General features: G+C 49.7%; 17 protein-coding genes. 8 read left to right on the top strand and 9 right to left on the bottom strand.

The window, feature by feature from the left end; genetic code table 11:
* Positions 1-32: 32 nt before the first annotated feature.
* Positions 33-695, bottom strand: coding sequence for a Crp/Fnr family transcriptional regulator (locus LPA26_RS01305; RefSeq protein ID WP_055829502.1), 663 nt, complete (start codon positions 693-695; stop codon positions 33-35).
* A 242-nt stretch (positions 696-937) separates the two neighbouring features.
* Between LPA26_RS01305 and LPA26_RS01300 the strand changes: the two genes are divergently transcribed.
* The 3 genes from LPA26_RS01300 (at position 938) to LPA26_RS01290 (ending at position 3,113) form a co-directional block, all read left to right on the top strand.
* Entirely contained in the window at positions 938-1,270 is a 333-nt protein-coding gene (locus tag LPA26_RS01300; RefSeq protein ID WP_055830005.1) for a helix-turn-helix transcriptional regulator, read from the top strand.
* 18 nt (positions 1,271-1,288) lie between these two features.
* Positions 1,289-1,711 (top strand): TIGR01244 family sulfur transferase, encoded by a 423-nt coding sequence (locus LPA26_RS01295; protein ID WP_229007036.1) that lies wholly within the window; start codon positions 1,289-1,291, stop codon positions 1,709-1,711.
* Between the two features lie 175 nt (positions 1,712-1,886).
* Entirely contained in the window at positions 1,887-3,113 is a 1,227-nt protein-coding gene (locus LPA26_RS01290) for an FAD/NAD(P)-binding oxidoreductase (protein WP_229007035.1), read from the top strand.
* Between the two features lie 4 nt (positions 3,114-3,117).
* Here LPA26_RS01290 and LPA26_RS01285 read toward each other — a convergent pair whose 3' ends face one another.
* Positions 3,118-4,569 carry a leucyl aminopeptidase family protein gene (locus tag LPA26_RS01285; protein ID WP_229007034.1) on the bottom strand — a complete coding sequence of 484 codons (1,452 nt, stop codon included), beginning with the start codon at positions 4,567-4,569 and terminating at the stop codon, positions 3,118-3,120.
* 302 nt (positions 4,570-4,871) lie between these two features.
* Between LPA26_RS01285 and aceE the strand changes: the two genes are divergently transcribed.
* Complete coding sequence (gene aceE / locus LPA26_RS01280; RefSeq protein ID WP_055871120.1) at positions 4,872-7,541, top strand: pyruvate dehydrogenase (acetyl-transferring), homodimeric type; 2,670 nt, start codon at positions 4,872-4,874, stop codon at positions 7,539-7,541.
* Between the two features lie 57 nt (positions 7,542-7,598).
* Entirely contained in the window at positions 7,599-8,942 is a 1,344-nt protein-coding gene (aceF, locus tag LPA26_RS01275) for a dihydrolipoyllysine-residue acetyltransferase (protein ID WP_229007033.1), read from the top strand.
* A 49-nt stretch (positions 8,943-8,991) separates the two neighbouring features.
* On the opposite strand, the gene LPA26_RS01270 is transcribed toward aceF, so the two are convergent.
* The 4 genes from LPA26_RS01270 to LPA26_RS01255 form a co-directional block, all read right to left on the bottom strand.
* Complete coding sequence (locus LPA26_RS01270; RefSeq protein WP_229007032.1) at positions 8,992-9,402, bottom strand: gamma-glutamylcyclotransferase; 411 nt, start codon at positions 9,400-9,402, stop codon at positions 8,992-8,994.
* Positions 9,403-9,410: 8 nt separating this feature from the next.
* Positions 9,411-10,499, bottom strand: coding sequence for a PA0069 family radical SAM protein (locus LPA26_RS01265; RefSeq protein ID WP_229007031.1), 1,089 nt, complete (start codon positions 10,497-10,499; stop codon positions 9,411-9,413).
* A 183-nt stretch (positions 10,500-10,682) separates the two neighbouring features.
* Positions 10,683-13,241, bottom strand: coding sequence for a glycosyltransferase (locus tag LPA26_RS01260; protein WP_055871048.1), 2,559 nt, complete (start codon positions 13,239-13,241; stop codon positions 10,683-10,685).
* A 32-nt stretch (positions 13,242-13,273) separates the two neighbouring features.
* Positions 13,274-14,881, bottom strand: a complete 1,608-nt coding sequence (locus LPA26_RS01255; protein ID WP_229007030.1) for a hypothetical protein — start codon at positions 14,879-14,881, stop codon at positions 13,274-13,276.
* A 253-nt stretch (positions 14,882-15,134) separates the two neighbouring features.
* Here LPA26_RS01255 and LPA26_RS01250 point away from each other — a divergent pair, with 253 nt between their 5' ends.
* Both LPA26_RS01250 and lpdA read left to right on the top strand, forming a co-directional pair.
* Entirely contained in the window at positions 15,135-15,560 is a 426-nt protein-coding gene (locus LPA26_RS01250; RefSeq protein WP_229007029.1) for a hypothetical protein, read from the top strand.
* Between the two features lie 76 nt (positions 15,561-15,636).
* Positions 15,637-17,415, top strand: coding sequence for a dihydrolipoyl dehydrogenase (lpdA, locus tag LPA26_RS01245; protein WP_229007028.1), 1,779 nt, complete (start codon positions 15,637-15,639; stop codon positions 17,413-17,415).
* A 65-nt stretch (positions 17,416-17,480) separates the two neighbouring features.
* Here lpdA and LPA26_RS01240 read toward each other — a convergent pair whose 3' ends face one another.
* From LPA26_RS01240 to LPA26_RS01230, 3 genes are read right to left on the bottom strand one after another with little or no spacing between them, the layout of a single operon-like run.
* A complete protein-coding gene (locus tag LPA26_RS01240) occupies positions 17,481-18,251 on the bottom strand; it encodes an SPOR domain-containing protein (RefSeq protein ID WP_229007027.1) in 771 nt (256 codons plus the stop codon).
* Positions 18,252-18,253: 2 nt separating this feature from the next.
* A complete protein-coding gene (locus LPA26_RS01235; RefSeq protein ID WP_229007026.1) occupies positions 18,254-19,048 on the bottom strand; it encodes a type III pantothenate kinase in 795 nt (264 codons plus the stop codon).
* Positions 19,045-20,034, bottom strand: a complete 990-nt coding sequence (locus LPA26_RS01230; RefSeq protein ID WP_229007025.1) for a biotin--[acetyl-CoA-carboxylase] ligase — start codon at positions 20,032-20,034, stop codon at positions 19,045-19,047. The genes LPA26_RS01235 and LPA26_RS01230 overlap by 4 nt, the downstream gene beginning before the upstream one ends.
* Before the next feature lie 168 nt (positions 20,035-20,202).
* Here LPA26_RS01230 and LPA26_RS01225 point away from each other — a divergent pair, with 168 nt between their 5' ends.
* Positions 20,203-21,981: a glutamine--tRNA ligase/YqeY domain fusion protein gene (locus LPA26_RS01225; protein WP_229007024.1), complete on the top strand. Its 1,779-nt coding sequence runs from the start codon at positions 20,203-20,205 to the stop codon at positions 21,979-21,981.
* Positions 21,982-21,993 lie beyond the last annotated feature (12 nt).

Below are 21,993 nucleotides of genomic sequence, written 5' to 3'. Positions count from 1 at the left end.
GGCGGATTTGTATCGATGCAGATACAGATTTTTTACTGACTGCTATTGGCGAGTTTGAGTAATTCGCCGCGCTGCTGTATTTCAATCACGCCGCGGCCCATTGAAAGCCAGCCCTTTTGTTCCAGCCGTTTTAACTGGCGGCTGATGACTTCGCGCGCGGTGCCCAGTTCATCGGCAATCTGCTGATGCGTCCGTTGAATGGTGTTATTGCCTACATCCAGCAGACACTTAGCGAGGCGCGCATCCAGCGTCTGAAAAGCCACTTCATCCAGCAGCACAATCAGGTCGCTGATCAATGCCCCGTAATTCTGCATCACATATTGCCGAAATACCGGGGAATCTATCATCAGGCGCTGAAAAATCGCATCCGGCACAATCACATCCTGGATCTCTTCCTCCACAATAGTGGAAGCTGGATATTGGCTATTGCCTAACAGGCAGGTGGTGGTAATGACGCAGGTTTCACCGGCGCCTACGCGGTAAAGCAGGATTTCGCGTCCGCTGGCAGACATTTTGTAAACACGTGAACGGCCCTTCAGGCGTAAAACATAGCCACTACAGTGATCGCCCTCCTGGTAACCAATCGTGCCCACCGGCGCTTCTACGATACGGGCATATTGCAATAATAATTTTTTATTCGACTCTTCAAGTGCTTCCAGCTCGGGAAACAGACTCATCCATGACAGTGATTGCATAATATCCAGTTCCCCAGTTTGTTTTTTATTTTGAGTCTGCACGTTAACGCAGAACTTCCAACGACACACTTTTATGCGATAAACTTTATCATAATTGAGTCATCAGCTATCAAAGTAGTGACAATCATCAGGACATATTCTGCTTGTCCTTATTGATTCGTATCACTGGCTATTGATCTGGGAATCAATGAATCCATTCAAATAATATAAAAATAATGATCTTCAATAGGGGTATTACGCAGATGTCGGAAATTGCAGCAAATATTTTTGAGCAGTTGAGAGCGTCGGCCGACCAAGCCAGCAGTCTTTTGAAAGTGATGGCAAACAGCGACAGGTTGATGCTGTTGTGCCAGCTGTCGCAAGGTGAAAAGTCTGTCAGTGCACTGGAAACCAGTTTGAATTTACGCCAACCCAGCCTGTCACAACAATTAACCGTCTTGCGTGAAGCGCAACTGGTGACTACCCGCCGGGAAGGCAAAAATATGTATTACAGTATCAGCAGCCCCGCTGCGCTGTCTGTCATACAGGTACTGCACCGTGAGTTTTGCCAAAAAGCCGTCGCAATCCAGTTTTAAGAATGCCCAGGAGCCAGTATGGATATCAAAAAAATTGATCAACGCTTTAGTACCAGCGGTCAATTAACTGAAGCCGATTTGGAAACCGTCGCCAGTCAGGGTTTCAAATTAGTGATCAATTTCCGCCCGGATAATGAAGGTGGAGAGGCACAACCAACCAATGCAGCGCTTGCCGAAAAAGCCAGAGCATTAGGGCTGGCTTATGCCTATATACCTGTGATTCCCAACCAGATTCAACCTGAGCATGTCAATCAGTTACGCGCCCTGCTCAGCCAGCATCAAGGGTCAGCGCTTGGCTTTTGCCGTACCGGCAACCGGGCCAATAACGTTTATCAGCAAACATTACAGTCTGACGCCATGAACAAACCAGACTGTTGCAGCCAGCAAGGCGGTGACGGACAGAACCTGTCGTCACGTGTGCTAGGCTGGCTAAAACGTTAATGATTCCCTGAATAAGTCGTCCCGCAAAATGAAGTGCCAGGCGCACGGCATGCAGAAACCGGCATACTTGCAATATGTATAAAAGTTTCGAGTACCGTGCAACGGCAATTCGCTCGCACAGACACTTAATTCCGTTTATCTTGAATTCTGACCTCATTACTTAGGGAAAAATATTATGAGTCACATATCCTATGACATTGTCATTGTGGGAGGCGGCAGCGCTGGCAGCGCACTTGCGGCAAGTGTAAAAAAGCGCGCGCCATCACTCACCATTGCCATCATCGAACCTTCCGATAAACACTATTACCAACCCGCCTGGACATTAGTAGGCGCAGGCGAATTTGATGTCAACAAAACCGTCAGGCCAATGGCTGAGGCTATTCCAGACGGTATTACCTGGTTACAGGCAGCGGTGACGGAATTTCAGCCGACTGAGAAACAAGTGGTTACAGACAAGCTAGGCACTATTCAATACACACAACTGGTGGTTGCGGCGGGCTTGAAGCTGAACTGGGAAGGCATTAAAGGCCTGACTGAGACGTTAGGCAAAAATGGCGTTACTTCCAATTACCGGTTTGATCTGGCACCTTATACCTGGCAACTGGTACAGCAACTGGAATCAGGTGAGGCGATTTTCACTCAACCACCCATGCCGATCAAATGCGCGGGTGCTCCACAAAAAGCACTTTATCTTTCATGCGCAGAATGGCAAGGCAAAAACCGCTTGGGTCATATTAAAGCTTCATTCTATAGCTCAACACCGGCGTTGTTTGGCGTAAAAGAGTACGTTGAGCCTTTAATGCAATATATCCGCCGTTATAAAGTTAACCTTAATCTCAATAGCACATTGGTAGAAGTAGATGGCCCAGCCAAAACGGCCTGGTTCAATGTGAAAGATGCGGATGGCAATGTGACCCGTATCAGCAAACCGTTTGATTTACTGCATGTAGTGCCACCACAAACAGCACTGGATTTCTTGAAGCAAAGCCCGTTAGTAAATGCGGATGGCTGGGTGGAAGTGGATCAGCACAGCTTGCAGCATGTCCGTTACCCTGAAGTATTTGGTGTCGGCGATTGCACCAGCACGCCTAATGCCAAAACCGCTGCAGCCGCGCGCAAGCAAGTCGTGATCGCTGCCGAAAACCTGCTGGCGCAACGTGAAGGAAAAGCGTTGCCTTCGCGCTACGACGGTTATGGTTCGTGCCCGCTGACGGTAGAAAAAGGCAAAATCATCCTCGCCGAATTCGGGTATGGTGGCAAGATTGTGCCTACGTTCCCCTGGGATTCCACCAAACCGCGCCGCTCTGCCTGGTTGCTGAAGAAGTATGTTTTACCATGGCTATACTGGAACCTGATGCTTAAGGGACGCGAATGGCTGGCCCGTTGCGGCGCCTGCGGTTAAAAGACTATTCGGCAAGAAAGGTTTTTAACCATTGCAAAGTCAATGCAACGCCAAAACCATTGACCTCACTTGCTACCGCACCTAGCCCGTCTTTGTGCGCACAAGAAGACAAATCGACGTGACACCATGAGATGTTGCCTTCTAAAAACTTGCCCAGAAAGCGTGCGGCAATGATGTGATCAGCATCGCTTTCCATAGTGCATTGCTTGATATCGGCAATCTCGCTATCCAGCTCGCTGTCGTAATCCTCGGCATACGGAAAAACAACTACGCGCTCGCCGCTGACGATACCCGCCTCAGCTACTTGAGACGCCAAGGCCTGTGAATTGGCTATAATGCCACTCATACGCGTGCCCAAAGCTGTTTGCATGCTGCCGGTCAGGGTTGCGAAATCCAGGATCGCATCCGGCTTTTCACGGCTGGCTAGTGTTAAGGTATCTGCCAGCACCATGCGCCCTTCGGCATCGGTGTGCACAATTTCAATGGTCATGCCATTGAGCGCCGTCACCACATCGTTTTGCTTATAAGCATTAGGCCCGATATGGTTTTGCGCGAGGGCCAGCCAGCAATCCACATTAACCGGCAATTGTTGGGTGCTAATGGCTTGCAAAATGCTGACTGCCACCGCACTGCCATTCATATCCTGGTGCATACCCTGCATATATTTTGAAGACTTGAGGTTATGGCCGCCAGTATCGAAGCAAATACCTTTGCCTACCAATGCCAGGGTTTTCGATGCTTGTGCATGACGGTAAGACAGTTTTACGATGGCGGCATCTTGCGGCTCAGACCCTTGTGCGACCGCCACAAAAGCGCCAGCGCCCATGGCTTTCAGTTGTTCGACATTCCATTCGGCATACTGCCAGTTTTGCTCGCTGGCTAATGCCTGCAAGCGCTCCCTGTATAACTTTGGCGTCTGCTGATTGGGCGGTGTTAGCGTAAGTGTGCGGCATAAAGTGTTAGCGGCGGCAGTAGCTTCTACTTCAGTCATCCACGGCAATGCATCAATGCCAAATATGCAGATATCTTTTAACCCGGCTAATTTAGCGTCGCGCTTTAACGCAGGTAAATTCTGAGCATTCACTAGCGCGACATATGCGGCCAACTTTGCAACGGAATCTATGGCTTGCCCGTAAACAGCCATTGCAAGTCTGGTTGGTCGTTCGGCGAGCAGCGGTTTAAGTGCTTGCCTGAGCAAAGTCTGCTGCTCAAAAACTGACTGTGCAGTTTTAAGCTGCACCATACTGATCAATGCCCCATCAGCCAATTCTAAATAAACAGGCTTGTCCTCTATATCCTTCAACGTGGATTGGCTGCGTTTGAGTTTATTTTCCAGCGAGGGTTGAAATGGCATGGTTGCTGGCAATACATCAACAAATACCAGTAATACATGCTGCGAAAAATCCAGTATGGATGATTCGTTTAAGGCTAAATTATGGGACCAGTTAATATGCATACAGTCAGAAAACACTCTTATATAAAATATCAAATAAACGTAGCAAATACCTGTAGTTAGGCATTGTTAATTCAAGCAAAACTTGACCAAAAGCACTAAAAAAGAGACACTTATGGCTGATTGAAAGGTTGGCCTCGCCATCACCATGGCGGCGCGCAACGTGATACCATTAAAATAACAAGTATCCGACTTCGGAACCCCTTCTTGGTAATCAACAATTGCTCAACTCCAGGCACTGATATTTGGTAAGTACAGACCTGGATTATACGCACAGCGACTTAAAACTCGGAGAATCCTCACGCATGGCAACGCATTCGCAAGCACACCTCAATGAAACTGATGCTCAAGAAACCCAGGAATGGTTAGACGCACTCAGCGCAGTTATTGAGAATGAAGGGCCAGAACGTGCCCACTTCCTGCTGGAAGCAATGATTGATCAGGCCCGCCGTTCAGGCGGCCATTTGCCGTACAAAGCAACGACTTCATACGTCAACACGATTCCTACACATCAACAGAGCAAACTACCTGGCGACCCGGAGATGGAGCGCCGCATTCGCGCGCTGATCCGCTGGAACTCAATCATGACCGTGCTGCGCGCAAATGAAAAATCGCCAGGCATCGGTGGTCATATTGCCAGCTTCCAGTCAGCGGCTACTTTGTATGACGTTGCTTTTAACCATTTTTTCCGCGCTGCAAACGAAAGTTTTGGTGGCGACTGTGTGTATTTCCAGGGCCATTCGTCCCCAGGCGTGTATGCACGTGCTTTCCTGGAAGGCCGTATCACAGCAGAGCAAATGGATAACTTCCGCCAGGAAACCGGCGGCAATGGTCTTTCCAGCTATCCTCACCCATGGTTGATGCCTGATTTCTGGCAGTTTCCAACGGTGTCTATGGGGCTAGGCCCACTGGCTGGTATTTACCAGGCACGCTTCCTCAAATATCTGCATAACCGCGGCATTGCAGACACTGCTGACCGTAAAGTATGGGTATTCTGCGGCGATGGAGAGATGGATGAGCCGGAATCACAAGGCGCGATTTCACTGGCCGCGCGTGAAGGCCTGGATAACCTGATTTTCGTCATTAACTGTAACCTGCAACGCCTGGACGGCCCGGTGCGTGGTAACGGCAAGATTATTCAGGAACTCGAATCCAACTTCCGTGGTGCGGGCTGGAATGCGATCAAAGTCATCTGGGGTTCTTACTGGGATCCATTGCTGGCCATGGACAAAGATGGTCTTCTCCGCAAACGCATGGAAGAATGCGTGGATGGCGAATACCAGAACTTCAAGCAAAAAGGTGGCGCGTATACGCGTGAACACTTCTTTGGCAAGTACCCTGAGCTGCGCGAAATGGTGGCTGCGATGTCTGATGCAGACATCTGGCGCCTGAACCGTGGCGGTCATGATCCGCATAAAGTCTATTCTGCCTATCACGCAGCGGTAAATCACAAAGGTCAACCAACCGTCATTCTGGCGAAAACCGTGAAGGGTTATGGCATGGGCGACGCCGGTGAAGGCCAGAACACTACTCACCAGCAAAAAAGCATGGACATTTCTTCACTGAAAGCTTTCCGTGACCGCTTTGACCTGGCATTGACTGATGAACAGGTAGAAAGCTTGTCTTACTACCATCCAGGCGAAGATAGCCCGGAAATCAAGTATATGATGGAACGTCGCGCGGCATTGGGTGGCTTTGTACCAGCCCGTCGCCGTAAAGGTAACGAACTGACCGTGCCTGAGCTATCTGCCTTTGAAAATATGCTAGGCGCTACCGGTGAGCGTGAAATTTCTACCACCATGGCGTTTGTGCGTATCCTGTCCACTTTGGTGAGAGACAAGCAGGTTGGTAAATACGTAGTGCCTATTGTGCCGGATGAAGCCCGGACCTTTGGTATGGAAGGCATGTTCCGCCAACTGGGTATTTACTCTTCTGTCGGCCAGTTGTACGAACCACAGGATTCTGACCAGGTGATGTTCTACAAGGAATCACAAAGCGGACAGATCCTGGAAGAAGGCATTAACGAGGCTGGTTCATTCGCCAGCTGGCTGGCAGCTGCGACGTCTTACAGCGTCACCGGCACCCAGATGATCCCGTTCTACATTTACTACTCAATGTTCGGTTTCCAGCGTATCGGCGACTTTGCCTGGGCCGCTGGCGACAGCCGTGCACGTGGCTTCCTGCTAGGTGCAACCGCAGGTCGTACCACATTGAACGGCGAAGGCTTGCAGCATGAAGATGGCCATAGCCACCTGATGTCAGCGACAATCCCGAACTGCATCAGCTATGACCCGACCTTTGCTTACGAACTGGCCGTGATCATCCAGGAAGGCATGCGCCGCATGGTGCAAAACCAGGAAGATGTGTATTACTACATCACCCTGATGAACGAGAACTACAGCCATCCAGCGATGCCGGAAGGCAGTGCCGAAGGCATCCTGAAAGGCATGTACAGCTTCAGTAAATCCAAAGCCAAAGGCCCAAAAGTACAACTGATGGGTTCCGGCGTGATCCTGCGTGAAGTGATTGCTGCGGCCGAATTACTGGAAAAAGACTGGGGCGTGTCTGCCGATATCTGGAGCGTAACCAGCTTTACTGAATTGCGTAGAGACGGTATTGATGCCGAGCGTCAAAACCTGCTGAATCCTGAAGCCAAGCCAAAACTAAGCTACGTGGCACAGTCACTGGCTAATGCAGAAGGACCGGTGATTGCGTCTACCGACTACATGCGCTCATTTGCCGACCAGATCCGCAACTACGTCAGCAACCGTTTTGTAACACTGGGTACAGATGGTTACGGTCGTTCTGACTCCCGTGAAGCATTGCGCAGTTTCTTTGAAGTTGACCGCTACTACGTCGTATTAGCCGCGTTGAAAGCCCTGGCTGACGACGGCAAATTGCCAGCGACAAAAGCCACTGAGGCGATCAAGAAATACAATATTGATATCAGCCGCGCTAACCCGACAACGATTTAATTTGCCATTATCGGTGCTGCTTAGTGCAGTACCGCGTTTTTATAAAAGGTTTAACACATGAGCTTAAAAGAAGTTCTCGTGCCAGATATTGGCAACTTTGACAGTGTAGACGTCATTGAAGTCCTGGTCAGCGTGGGTGACACGGTGGCAAAAGAAGACTCTTTGATCACCGTTGAGTCTGACAAAGCCTCGATGGATATCCCCTCATCCCTTGCTGGTGTCGTCAAAGAAATCCACATTAATGTGGGCGATAAAACCAAGCAAGGCGCGTTGATCATTACCTTGGATACCGCTGGCGAAGCGGCTCCGGCTGAGAAATCAGCACCACAACCAACCGCTACGCCTGTAGTGGCCACGGTTAAGGTAGATGAAAAAACAGTCGCGATTCCAGAGCCTAGCCGCCCTATCGCTGAAGCGCCGCAGGTCGTGCAACCGCAATCCACACCAAATCCGGTTGCTGAATCCAGCGTAGGTGCAACAGGCAAGCTGGCACATGCCAGCCCTTCCGTACGCAAATTTGCGCGTGAACTGGGTGTGAACCTGTCATTGGTTAAGGCAACTGGCCCCAAGAACCGTATTGTGCAAAGTGACGTGCAAGCCTATGTCAAAGGCGAGCTATCCAAGCCGCGTAGTGAAAATATGGGCATTGGTACAGGCTTAAGCACATTGCCTATGCCGGTAATCGATTTCAGCCAGTTTGGCACAATCGAAAACAAACCTTTATCACGTATCAAAAAACTGTCCGGTGCCAACTTGCACCGTAACTGGGTCACCGCTCCGCACGTCACCCAATTTGACGAAGCTGACATCACAGATCTGGAAGATTTCCGCAAATCTATGCTGGTCGAAGCTGAAAAGCGCGGCGTGAAGCTGACATTGCTGGCTTTCCTGATGAAGGCAGTGGTTAATGCATTGCGCACATACCCTAACTTCAATGCATCACTGTCACCTGAAGGTGATAGCCTTATCCTCAAGCAATATTACAACATTGGCTTTGCCTGCGACACGCCGGATGGTTTGGTCGTGCCAGTGGTACGTGACGTCAACCAGAAAGATGTGATGGATATTGCACGCGACCTGGCTGACCTGTCTGCCAAAGCCCGTGAGCGCAAGCTGAAGGTTGAAGAAATGCAAGGCGGTTGCTTTACCATTTCCAGCCTGGGCGGTATCGGCGGTACCATGTTCACCCCTATCATCAACTGCCCTGAAGTGGCGATCTTGGGGGTTTCACGTGCTGCGATGCAACCAGTCTATAACAAAGATTCAGGCGGGTTTGATCCACGCCTGATCATGCCATTGTCACTGTCATACGATCACCGTGTGATTGATGGGGCTGATGGCGCAAGATTCACCAGCCACCTGCGTGTGATGCTAAGTGATGTAAGACGTTTGTTGCTGTAATTCTTTGACATTACAAAAATAAAGGGCGCATTCAGCGCCCTTTATTTTTTTAAGATTCTACAAGCAGTTTCATAAAATCACCTTCTTTGATAAGTAGCTTGTCAGTGATTGGCCATTGATAAAGATAAATCCAGACCTGTTCGAATATGTTCCCATCCATGGTACTAATAGGTGTGGTGATACGCTTGTATTCAGCAGGTTGCGCATGCTGCGCACTGCACTCTTCATAATCATCTAATATCGCCAACGCGGTTTCCGGATCAATTAACCTGTAAAGCTCACCATATGCACGGTCATTGATATCATCAGAGGCAATCACTCCGGGATAATAACTGATCTGGTACATATGCCCCTGAAACCAGCCTTCCGTTAAAAATTCAGCGTGCACGGAAAGATATTCTGCCATCTTATTCGAATTACCTTTACGCAGCGTTCCGTAAACAAATAGCAAATCAGACATATAAAACTTTAAAACAGCACCAACTGTGCGCTAGTGGGTTTATGACGCCAGGATTCTGGCACTTTAAACAGATCTGTACGAAAACCGGTCCGCTCGCCGGACATGCCCAGTTTCTGGCAACTTAGCTTGAATCTGTTCGCCAGCAAATCCGCAAAAATTCCTTTGCCACGCATACGCTTGCCAAAATCACTTTGATAACTCTTACCACCACGGCTTTGCTTAACCAGGCTCATGACATGCTGTGCTTTTAACGGAAAGTACTGTTGTAACCATTCTTCAAACAAATTAGTCAGTTCGTGCGGCAAACGCAGGAAAACATAACCTGCTTTTCTTGCACCAGCCTGATACGCTTTTTCGAGGATTTGCTCCATGTGACTATCAGTCAATGCCGGAATCACCGGTGCGACCATGACACCTGTAGGTATTCCCGCCTCGCTTAATTTGCGCAAGGTTTCAAAGCGTCGTTCAGGCGCAGCAGCACGTGGTTCCAGACGGCGCGCAATCTGCCTGTCTAAAGTCGTAATGCTGAGGTAAATAGTGGCCAGGCCTTTGGCAGCCATAGGCGCTATCAAATCAATATCGCGTTCGACTAATGACGATTTAGTGACCATGCTGAAAGGATGATTCGCTTCACTAAGCACTTTTATCACCTGGCGCGTAAGCTGATATTCCCGTTCAATCGGCTGGTAGCCATCGGTATTCATCGCCAGGGCAATCGGTGCACATTTGTATTTGGGATGGGCCAATTCCTTTTTAAGCAGATCCACCACATCCGGTTTCATCAGTAATTTTGATTCGAAATCGAGCCCTGGTGACATGCCTAAAAAAGCATGGGTAGGACGGGCATAGCAATAAATGCAGCCATGCTCACAACCACGGTAAGGATTCAGGGTGCGGTCAAAAGGTAAGTCTGGCGATTGAATGTAGTTGATGACTGACTTGGCCGCGTCCAGCATCACTTCAGTGCGTAGCGGTGGCGGCTCTTCATCCAGGCTGCCCCAGCCATCATCGAGCGATTCGCGGGTGTGCGGGTCAAAGCGGCTAACCTGGTTACTACTCGCCGCGCGGCCTTTGTAGATAAGCGGTTTTTCATTCATCAAACATCATCCTGAAAAAAGGCCTCTGACAAAATGCTATTCGTTGTTGTTTTTAACCTGCCAAAACCTTAAGTTAAATAGAACGTTAATCGATTGTTGGAATCGATTAACGTTATTCTGAAATCACGCGTATCTCTGAATTGATGAGCGTTTGACTGCAACTGCTAGCGTGTTTCGGTATTCCTAACGCTTTTCTGAAATCCACTGGCAAGCGACCGCACTCCAGTAAGGTAACGATTGCAATGCCAGCATGGAAACCCATAATTGCGCATCCAGATTACTGAACCCACGCGCGTACAACATGGCTGAACCGCTTAAAACCAGCAGGATAAGGATCAGTAATTCTTCTTTAATTGGATCAATCAATTGCCAGTTGCTGAGTTTACCCTTGGTTTTGTTGGTAACCACGAACACGCCTGCTTTGTGAGTGAGGCCACCGATAATCCCCCTGGCAATGGCATGAGATAAACCGAGGCTGGCCAGCGAAGCACCAAAAATATCGGTCCAGCTGCAATGCATGGTTTTACGGTAAAGCACCGGCCCCAGAATTGCCTTGATGGCCAGGAAACACAGGATAGGCACAATCATGACGACTACCGGCAGACTAAAGTGTTTCGGGAATACCAGCATGGCAACCGTCCATAACACGGAGCCAAGGGTAAATATCAGTTGCAACGCTTCACCAAACCAGCCAAACCAGCCGGTGAGAAAGTGATAGCGCTGGCTGAAATCCAGGGTCGATTTACCCAGCAACTTGGGCATATGGTGCTTGAGGATCTGCATGGCGCCGAAAGCCCAGCGGTTGCGCTGTGATTTTAATGCCTTGAAGTTTGCAGGCGTCAGGCCACGGCCAAACGTTTCATCGATATAGCGCAACTCCATTTTGTTTTCGAGCAAACGCAAACCGAGTTCGGTATCTTCACAAATACACCATTCAGACCAGCCGCCAAGCGTTTGCAATGATTCACGGCGGATCAGCGTCATCGTACCGTGCTGGATCAGCGCATTACGCTCATGGCGGTGATGCATGCCGATACGGAAAAAGCCTTCGAACTCCCAGTTACACATGCGGTGGAAGAACTGGTTTTCCCATTCACGGTGCGCCTGGGGTGCCTGTACTACAGCAACTTGTGTCTCGCGGAAATGCGGTACCAGGTCAGACAACCAGTCAGTGGTTACCACATAATCTGCATCGACTACGCCGACAACCTGGGCATCCGGATGTGTTTTATCCAATGCGAAATTCAATGCCCCGGCTTTAAAGCCCGGCCACGAGGGTAAATGGTAAAAATGGAAGTTGTCCGGCAGGTTTGCCATATACGCTTCAATCGGCTTCCACTTGGCTTCGTCTTTGGTATTGTTATCAACCACAATCACTTCGTATTGTGTGTAATGCAAGTTGCGCAGACTCTCGATGGTGGCAATCACCATATCCGGCGGTTCGTTATAGCAGGCCAAATGGATAGAAACGAACAGCTCTTCATCCGCTGGCAAAGGCGTGGCACGTTTGAACAGGCGCCGCCATTGCGGTTTGAACATCACTTCACTGAACTCTGCGGCATAAATCATCAGCACCATCGAAGTCAGCGCAATGGCAAGAATCAAGCCTATCAGCACGACAAAATCACGCAGCGTGTAGTAATAATCTCCCGGCAGGTTCCAGGCGATGGTCAGCGTGGTGATACACGCCTGGAACAATATCGCCATCGACAATACACCACCAATGCCCCAGTGCTTGAAGCGCCAGGCGATAAACATCATCGGAATAAATGCCAGCACGGTTGACCATGTTGCCTTGGCAATCCAGCGCGTGTTTGGCGGGACTGCGCCTTGTAAGGAATATTTTTGATGGCGGTCAGCGTTATACATGCCCCAATAGGCACCTGCCCACCCTTCCAGCGCTACTTTCCATGGCTGGTCGAAAGCTTCCATCAGATAAAAATCGAGGTCTTCAATCGAATTACGTGCCAGGAATTCACGGATAAAACGCGCCTGATTCACCTCGCTGGCAACAGAAGCACCGATAGAAGGCCCACGGCTAGGCCAGCCCACCTCGGTGATTACTATTTTCTTACGTGGGAAAGCCGCCATCAACTGGTTATAACGCTCGATGGTGTATTGCACAGCACCTTCAACAGGGACGCCTTCGTGGTAGGGCAGCAAATGCACTGCAATATAATCCACGTGTTTAACCAGTTCCGGGTGTTTGAGCCATACGTGCCAAGGCTCAGCGGTTGAGACAGGGACCGTACTGTGTTCCCTGACAAAATCCAGGTATTTGATCAATGCTTCCGTAGGTAAATCATTACGCAGTAAAGATTCGTTACCGACAATCACACGATCAATGTTGCTGTAGTTTTCGATCTTCTCAAGCAACGCTGACACTTCACGCGTGTTTTTGGCACCATCGGTATCGATCCAGGCCCCGGCAATGACCTTCATATTCCGTCTGGAAGCGAGTGGAATCGTCTCATTCAAATCGAGTGAAGAATACATACGAATATGTTTCGTATGTTTGGACATCAGGTCCAGATCTTCTGCCAGTTCGGCAGTGTTCGGATGTTGCCCATCCAGTGGACTCTGATTGCCTCGGTAGCCACTGTAGGCGAAGCCATTGACAGCGGGCTTGACATTGATCAGTGGTAACGCACGGTTAGTCAGCGCCCAAAGCCCAAAGTGTAATGCAGAAAACAGAATGGCAAATACCAGGCCAGGAACCAGTTTTTTAAACCAAGACACCATCACTTATTACACCTTCTTAAACAATTTGTTCTTTAAACGGATCTAGCGCAGTCGGCTTTATGGCCCAGCTGCATGCTTTTGGCCGGCAATACAAACAAGGCGAGGCCGCACACGGCACTCCACCACCAGGCGGTGAGATTACCAGGCTCCATCATCGCCACAGCCACAGACAGATTTGCTGCGAGCAGTACCATCACCACGGTGAACCAGATACCTGTCTGCGGGCCCGGTGCAAAAGTCGCATCAGGTTCTTCTACAGTGAGCAGCGAGATCAGCAAGGCAATCAAAGGTAACCATGACAGAATTAACGGGAAATCAAGATAGCGCCCATTAAAAGCCAATCCGGCACTGGTCAAAAACAAGCCTATCGCAAATAGCCGTAACAGGCATTGCTCAATACATGATTTTGGGGTTAAGCCTAACCAATGACGCAGTTGCAGTAGCACTAAAGCCCAGCCCAGCAGTATAAACCCGCCCAAAGCAGCAAACTCTAATGTATTGCGTGCGGCCAGTTGCACATAATCGACTTGTAAAAAACCGTGCAGGCCTAAACCGGCAGCCACCACGCCTAACAAGGTTTTCTGGCTATTCGGCAATTGTTTGTGGAATCCCCAACCTACACCACCGGCCGCTAAAACCAGGGCGATGATATAAGGCACCCAGCCATCAGAGCGTTCTGATACTGGACCTTGCAAATTGAATTTTGGTTGCAACTGGTCATTAAAAATACCCCAGAAACCACCTACCGTACCTTCCAGTTCGCGCTTCCAGGGTTGATCCATGGCTTCAATAATATTGTATTGCCAGCCGGTTTGCTTGGCGGCCTGCAAAAATCCGCGTACGTACAGCACCTGGTTTACCACACTCGGTTTGGCACGGAAACGTTGACGCCCTTGTGAAGGCCAACCAGTTTCACCGATCAATAACGGTTTTTTGAACACAGTGCCTAAATGCCCCATCACGGATGCCGTATGCGCAACCGCCTGGTCAATCGCCACTGGTTTATCTTCCCAGTAAGGCAGGATATGTACTGTCACGAAATCGACTTCTTGTTCTAGTGTCGGATACTTCAACCAGAACTCCCATACATCCGCATAGGTTAAAGGCACTTTGGTACGCTGTTTGGCCCATTGCAGGTATTCATGCATCTTGGCTTCAGTCTGCTCACCACGCAATAACACCTCGTTACCGACCACCAAGCCACGCACCGTGTCAGGGTATTGATTTGCCTGTTGCACTGCCAGCTCAAGTTCTTTCATATTGTCGGCATCGACCCAGCCCACCCAAGCTCCAAGAATCACCTGCATCCCATACTTCTGCGCGGCCTTGGGTACATAATCCAGCCCTTGGGAAACGGAATAAGTACGCACACATTTGGTGACTTTGGACAACGCTTGCAGATCTTGTTCAATCTGCAACGGATCGACAAAAGTACCTTTAAGCGTAGGGTTCATGCCAGGCTTGTAATAAGGTGCATACGAAACACATTGCAACGGCAGAACGTCTGAAGGCACTTCGATCAATGGCTGTGGTTGTTGCAGTCGCCATATATAGATAAGTGTTCCAATCAGAAACAGGCTTGCCCAAAATAACGCTGGAATACGGAAAAACGAACGTTGCACCATAGTGGATTCTGACAATTAATTCTTGAGAAAGAGCCTGTATTCTCTCACAAATATCCCTAGCATGCGCCTTACACGCGATTAAGCGATCACCCGGGATTGGCAAAAGAGACTTGGTAATTTGGGCAATTGGAATTATGATGAAACGATATTCAAAAAGTATGGTTTAAACTGCATACTTTTAAACACTTTCTCGCCAAATAATTATCTCAGAAGTCATATGAACGTTAAATCCTGTTTGACAGCAATTTGTTTGCTATCCGCTTTTTCAATGCCTGCTTCGGCGGCCCCTGCCCCGACAATCGATTACAGTGGTGAATACCTTTGCAAAGGTAACAACATCACTGTCGGCGATTATGAAGTCACCATCTACCTGAAAAAAAACCGGCGCAACAGCACTTCACAAATCGCAGTGTATGATCTGGCCACCCATACCGAAAACAAACAAAGCTACACCGGGCAAGCGATTACGCGCAATAAACAACTTGCCATGACATTTAAACTGTCTGATGCTAAGTTTGCAGAATTCTCTACCGGCCTTGGCCAATTCACCAAAGCAGGCAAGCTCTGGTCATTCAAGAATGACTATTATGAGCCTGATGATACCGGCGGTAATTACGGTCATGAAATCTGCACGCAAAAACCACTCCTGCTTTCAGCACCTGCAAATGGGAAAATTCCGGTGACTAACCGTTAAGCCAGCAGAACACGCTAAAACTGATATCGTTTTTTTGGTGTTAAAATAGCAGAATTCTTTTGAACGTAAGGTTTTCATGAGTCAAATGGTTGAAGTAGTGGTGCCGGATATCGGCAATTTTGACAGCGTCGATGTCATCGAAGTGTTAGTTGCCGTCGGCGACACCATCGCTAAAGAAGATTCACTGGTCACAGTTGAGTCTGACAAAGCTTCCATGGATATTCCCTCATCTCACGCGGGTGTTGTCAAGGAACTGAAAATTGCGGTTGGCGATAAAGTCGCCAAAGGCAGCCTGATTTTGTTAATAGAAACTGCCGCTGAGGCTGCAACAGAAACAAAACCGGCAGCCCTTGCACCGGCATCAGCTCCTGCAACTGCTCCAGCAGCAACTGAAAACAAGACGCCTGCTCCACAACCTGCCGTTGTTACTGGCAATCATGATGTTACCTGCCAGGTGATGGTACTTGGCTCAGGCCCAGGCGGCTATACAGCCGCTTTCCGCGCGGCCGACCTTGGATTAAAGGTAGTGCTGGTTGAGCGTTATCCAACCTTGGGCGGCGTATGTCTCAATGTAGGATGTATCCCTTCCAAAGCATTGCTTCACACCGCTAAAGTCATCACCGAAGCAGAAGAAACTGAACACCACGGCCTGAGCTTCGGCAAACCCAATATTGACCTGGACAAGCTGCGTGACTGGAAATCCAATGACGTGGTTAACAAACTGACCGGCGGCCTGGCACAAATGGCAAAAGCGCGTGGCGTGACTGTCATCACCGGCTTGGGCAAATTTACCAGCCCTAACCAGATTGCAGTGACTGCGGAAGATGGCAAAGTGACACTGGTCGGTTTTGAAAACGCCATTATCGCCGCAGGCTCACAAGCAACTAAATTCCCTGGCGCGCCGGATGACGAACGTATTATGGATTCCACTGGCGCATTGGCACTGGCAGATATTCCAGGCCGGATGCTGGTAGTTGGCGGTGGCATTATCGGTCTCGAAATGGGCACTGTTTATGACGCGCTCGGCACCAAAGTCAGCGTCGTTGAATTTATGGATGGGCTGATTCCTGGCGCTGACCGAGACTTGATCCGTCCACTGCAGAAGCGTATGGAAAAACGCTTTGAAAGTATTATGGTATCGACCAAGGTCTCAAAACTTGAGGCCAAAGCCGATGGCATTTATGTAGACTTCGAAGGCGCCAACGCCCCTAAAGAAGCCCAGAAATATGACCGCGTGCTGGTATCTATCGGCCGCCGTCCAAATGGTAAAAATATAGGCGCTGAACATGCAGGCGTTGCAGTCGATGAGCGTGGCTTTATCGCTGTCGACAAACAAATGCGTACCAATGTACCCCATATTTTTGCCATTGGCGATATCGTTGGTCAACCTATGCTAGCCCACAAGGCAACGCATGAAGCGAAAGTGGCGGCCGAAGTCATTGCCGGCCACAAAGTTGAATTTGTTGCCAGCGTGATTCCATCCGTCGCTTACACCGACCCGGAAATCGCCTGGGTCGGTTTGACCGAGACCGACGCCAAAGCCAAAGGCATAGAATACGAAAAAGCCAGTTTCCCCTGGGCAGCCAGTGGTCGTGCTTTATCCATTGCACGTACCGAAGGCGCAACCAAGCTGATCTTTGATAAAGACACACATCGTGTGATTGGCGCCGGCATTGTCGGTATCAATGCGGGTGAATTATTGGCTGAAGCAGTGCTGGCGATTGAGATGGGAGCTGATGCGCATGATTTGGGTTTAACCATTCACGCACACCCTACCTTATCTGAAACCGTATGTTTTGCTGCTGAGCTTAAAGAAGGCACAATTACGGATATGTTACCGCCTAAAAAGCGTTAACAGTTCAAGTTTTCACACAATAAAAAGCCCGCGAATGCGGGCTTTTTGTTGAATCCGTTAAAGAATTACTGACAAGGTATTTCCTTCAATACGGCATCCGGGAACTTCGATTGTGATTTCTGCAAACTGGAAAATTGCTGGGCATTCACATGTTGCAGTTTAATAGCGGCCTGTCCTTGCCCGCCATTGCGGGTAGATTTGATCAGCAACCTGACACCTTTGGCTTTCAGGTCTTCCATCAATTTGTCAGCCAGTTTCTCATCGCGGAACACGCCGAAAGAAATGGCGTTACGCCATTTCGGGTCATCCTGAACGATAAAGAAGTCTTCCACGCCCAGTTTACGTAGCTCATCCGCTTTAGTTTGCGCCGCTTCGGCGGTAGCCATTGGTGGCTTATAAATCCAGTAGCGGATATTTTCAGGACCGTATACCGTCTGGCCCACCTGGGTTTTGATATTTAATTGTTGCGCCAGATTAACGGCTTCGTTGACTCTCGCCGTATTAAAGCTGCTCCATTCATAACAGACGCCTGGAGCTGCGGGACGTGTTTCGGCTGTTTTGACTGGATCTTTTTTGTCAGCAACTTTAGATTCAGTTGCAGGTGCAGCGGGAGTACCGGCTTCAGCAGGTGGCGGGCTGGCAACCAATGAAGTGTCTTGCGCGGGAGCCACCGTACGCTTGGGGTAAGATTCCAGCGCGCTGGCGCTTAGCAGCTTGATTTGTTCGGGATGAACCTCAGGCTTTAGGCTACTCACTGCAGGTGACAAAGCATCGCTCTTGAAATAGGCAAACACGACCAGATTTAGCACCAGCAGTATCCAGAATAGTCTTTTCATTGTTATGTACTTTCAGCCAAACAGGCCAGCCCCTTTAATACGAGATTATCCACAATAATGGCATTCAATGACAATGCATCTGGTAAATATCTCTGCAAGATGACCGCATCGCCACCACTTAATACCAATGCGGGCTGACGCCCGTCGGTCATGGATTGCAACTCTATAAACTGGCTGGTCATCGGCGCAATCAATGCCTGCACGCAACCGGCCCACATTGCCTGCTGGCTATTGCGGGCGAAGCCATTCGCTAGCGCGGTATTGTGCGGATATTCATAATCCAGCTGCGCAGTGCCTTGCTGTAAACTTTGCCACATCAGATTTAATCCCGGCTGTATGCTACCCCCTGCAAAAGTGGCGGTGCGTTCTTCAGCATCAGGTTGGATAATGAGGGCATCCATCGTCATCGCCGTGCCTGCAGTGACCACCAGTGCATCCTGTTTATGCAATCGCCAAACAGCCAGCAAACTGCACCAGCGGTCGCTGCCTAATTGCGCCGGCATACCGTAACTGTTATTTAAACCCAATGCGCCCGGTGACGCTTTGATCAGCGTGACTTTTTCTTTCACCGCATCCAGTGACTGCTGCCATTCAGCACCAGCCACATTGCTTACCCAAACCTCATCCGCTTGCACAATGGCCGCATGCAACGCCTGGCTATCCGCACATTTGCTGTCATTCAGCCATTGCTGATTTTCAAGCGCGAACATCTGCAAGTGCATATCCAGCGCCCATGGCATGTCGGGAAACCATGCCCATTTGGTACGCGTGTTACCCGCATCAATCAATAGCTTCATGCGGCACTCCTTACACTAATCTCGCCAGCATTGAAACGTTGGCGCCCATGCGCAGTTTCCACCAGCAGACTACCCTCTTCCGCCACACCGATCACTTGTCCCGCCACCACTTGACCATTCGCCATTAATAGATTCACCGCCTGCTGATGGAAAGCGTGATGCGCCATCCACGATTCCTGGAAATAGATAAAACCATGCTCGGCAAACTGGTTCAAATGTAACACCAGTGCTGCGAGGCAACGGCCTAGCAATTCATTCGCATTTAAGGATTGTCTGGATAATTGATTCAGGCCCAGCACCGGCTGCTCAATCTGCTGGCGCATGGCCTGCTCAATTTCCAGATTCAGTCCTATGCCAATCACCGCCGCGCTCGGGCCTTCCATGTCGCCTTGCAGCTCAATCAGGATGCCACCTAACTTATGCCATTGCCCCTGATACATCACCACCAGATCATTGGGCCATTTCAGTTGCACCTCGGTCAAGCCGATTTCATGCAAGGCTCGCAAGAGTGCCAAGCCAATAATCAGGCTTAAGCCAGAAAGCCCGGCCGCGCCACATTGAAAACGCCACAACAATGAAAAGGTCAGGCTACCCCCTAACTGGGATAACCATGTACGACCGCGACGGCCGCGACCGGCTGTTTGAATTTGCGCCACGGCGCAAGTGCCATGGGCAACGCCACGCGCACTCTCTTGCATCAGATAACGATTGGTCGAATCAACCTGCGCCAGCACCTGCAAGTGGAACCAGGGTGCATACTCGCCACAGGCTTGCAGAATAGCATCCGCATCCAGTACCGTGACCGGCTTAGGCAAACGATAGCCGCGGCCACGCACTGAAAATACGGTAATTCCCAGGGTCTGTGCAGCCTGGATGGCGTTATAAACAGTGGCACGCGTGACCCCAAACTGCCGTGCCAGGGCCTCACCGGAGTGAAACTTGCCGTCGGCCAACACCGCCAAAATCGGAAATGCCAGTTTGTTCATGGAATGATTGTTTAGCGAATCTTCAGGTGCGTTTATATTAGCCCGCAGTTTAGCATAATCGCCCCGCCAAGCCCTTAGCTTGAAGGCCGCGGCCATATGTATTAACCGTTTTGGGTCGCACGACGAACCGTGTAAAATAACCACACTTTAGAAACCTCAAGATTTGCCATGTCTACAGAAAAAGAACCCACCCCAGCCGCCTCCAACTTTATTCGCGCCATTATTGAAAAAGACCTGGCTGAACAGAAATATGCCAATAAACATTGGGCTGGCTCGCCAGGTGACGCTGCACACCAGTCCACCGGCCAGGTAGACTTCGCCAAGATCCGTACCCGCTTTCCGCCCGAGCCGAATGGCTACTTGCATATCGGTCACGCCAAATCCATTTTCCTCAATTTCGGCCTGGCACGTGATTACAACGGCGTCTGCCATTTGCGTTTTGACGATACCAACCCGGAAAAAGAAAGCCAGGAGTACGTAGACAGCATTTCAGACATGGTGCAATGGCTGGGTTTTAGCTGGAACAACAGCACCCCAAATGGTCCCGAAACCAATCTGTATTTTGCTTCAGATTATTTTGATGTCATGTACCAGGCCGCTGAAGCGCTTATCACACATGGTCACGCTTATGTAGATGAACAAACTGCCGAGGAAGTGCGTATCAACCGCGGCACATTGACTGAGCCGGGTAAAGACTCGCCTTTCCGCAATCGCAGTGTCGAGGACAATCTGCGTATTTTCCGCGAGATGCGTGATGGCAAACACGCCGATGGCAGCATGTTGTTACGCGCCAAAATTGACATGGCGTCGCCTAACATCAATATGCGCGACCCGGCCATTTACCGTATTCGCCGCGCACATCATCACAATACCGGTGACCAATGGTGCATCTACCCGATGTATACCTTTGCCCACCCGATTGAGGATGCGCTGGAGCAAATCACCCATTCCATATGTACGCTGGAATTTGAGGACCAACGCCCGTTCTACGACTGGCTGATGGCACGCCTGGTGGAAGCTGGATTGCTGGCAAACCCGGTGCCTTACCAATATGAGTTTGCACGACTCAACCTGACCTATGTCGTGCTTTCCAAGCGCAAACTGATACAACTGGTAGAAGAAAAACACGTCAGCGGCTGGGATGACCCGCGCCTGCCAACCCTGGCCGGTGCGCGCCGCCGTGGTTACACTCCAGAAGGTTTTAAACTGTTTACTGACCGTATCGGTGTTTCCAAAGCAGATTCGTGGATTGATTACAGCATTCTTGAAGACTGCATGCGCGAAGTTCTCAACGAATCCGCACCACGTAAAATCGCAGTGCTTGACCCGATTAAACTGATCATCGATAACTACCCAGAAGGTCAAGAGGAAGACTGTTACGCACCCAACCATCCGCAAAAACCGGACCTGGGCAAACGCGTAGTCAAACTCTCTAAAGAACTCTGGATCGAACGTGAAGACTTTATGGAAGAACCTGCCAAAGGCTACTTCCGCCTGTTCCCCGGTAACATGGTGCGCTTGCGTTACGGCTACGTAGTGAAATGCATAGGATGTGAGAAAGACGCCGCTGGCAATGTCACCGTTGTCCATTGCGAATACCTGCCAGATACCAAATCGGGTACGCCAGGTTCAGACAGCGTCAAAGTTAAAGGCAATATTCACTGGGTCAGTGCAGCACATGCTTATGCGGCTGAAATTCGTCTTTACGACCGTCTGTTCAAAGACGCGCATCCAGGTAGCGGCGACAAAGACTTTCTGGATGACATTAATCCGGACTCAGTCAGATCAATCACCGCTCAATTAGAGCAAAGCGCTCAAGAAGCCAATGCTGGTGATATTTACCAGTTTGAACGCCATGGCTACTTTGTGGCTGACCGCAAAGACAGCGTGCCAGGCAAACCTGTGTTTAATAGAACGGTGACTTTGAAGGACACTTGGCAGAAATAAGCCAATATCTAT

Origin of the sequence: Methylophilus sp. Leaf408 (assembly GCF_916856905.1) — a bacterium.
In the GTDB taxonomy this organism is placed as follows: domain Bacteria; phylum Pseudomonadota; class Gammaproteobacteria; order Burkholderiales; family Methylophilaceae; genus Methylophilus.
Note: the sequence above shows the minus strand (reverse complement) of the source record. Positions and strands in the feature narration are given on the sequence as shown.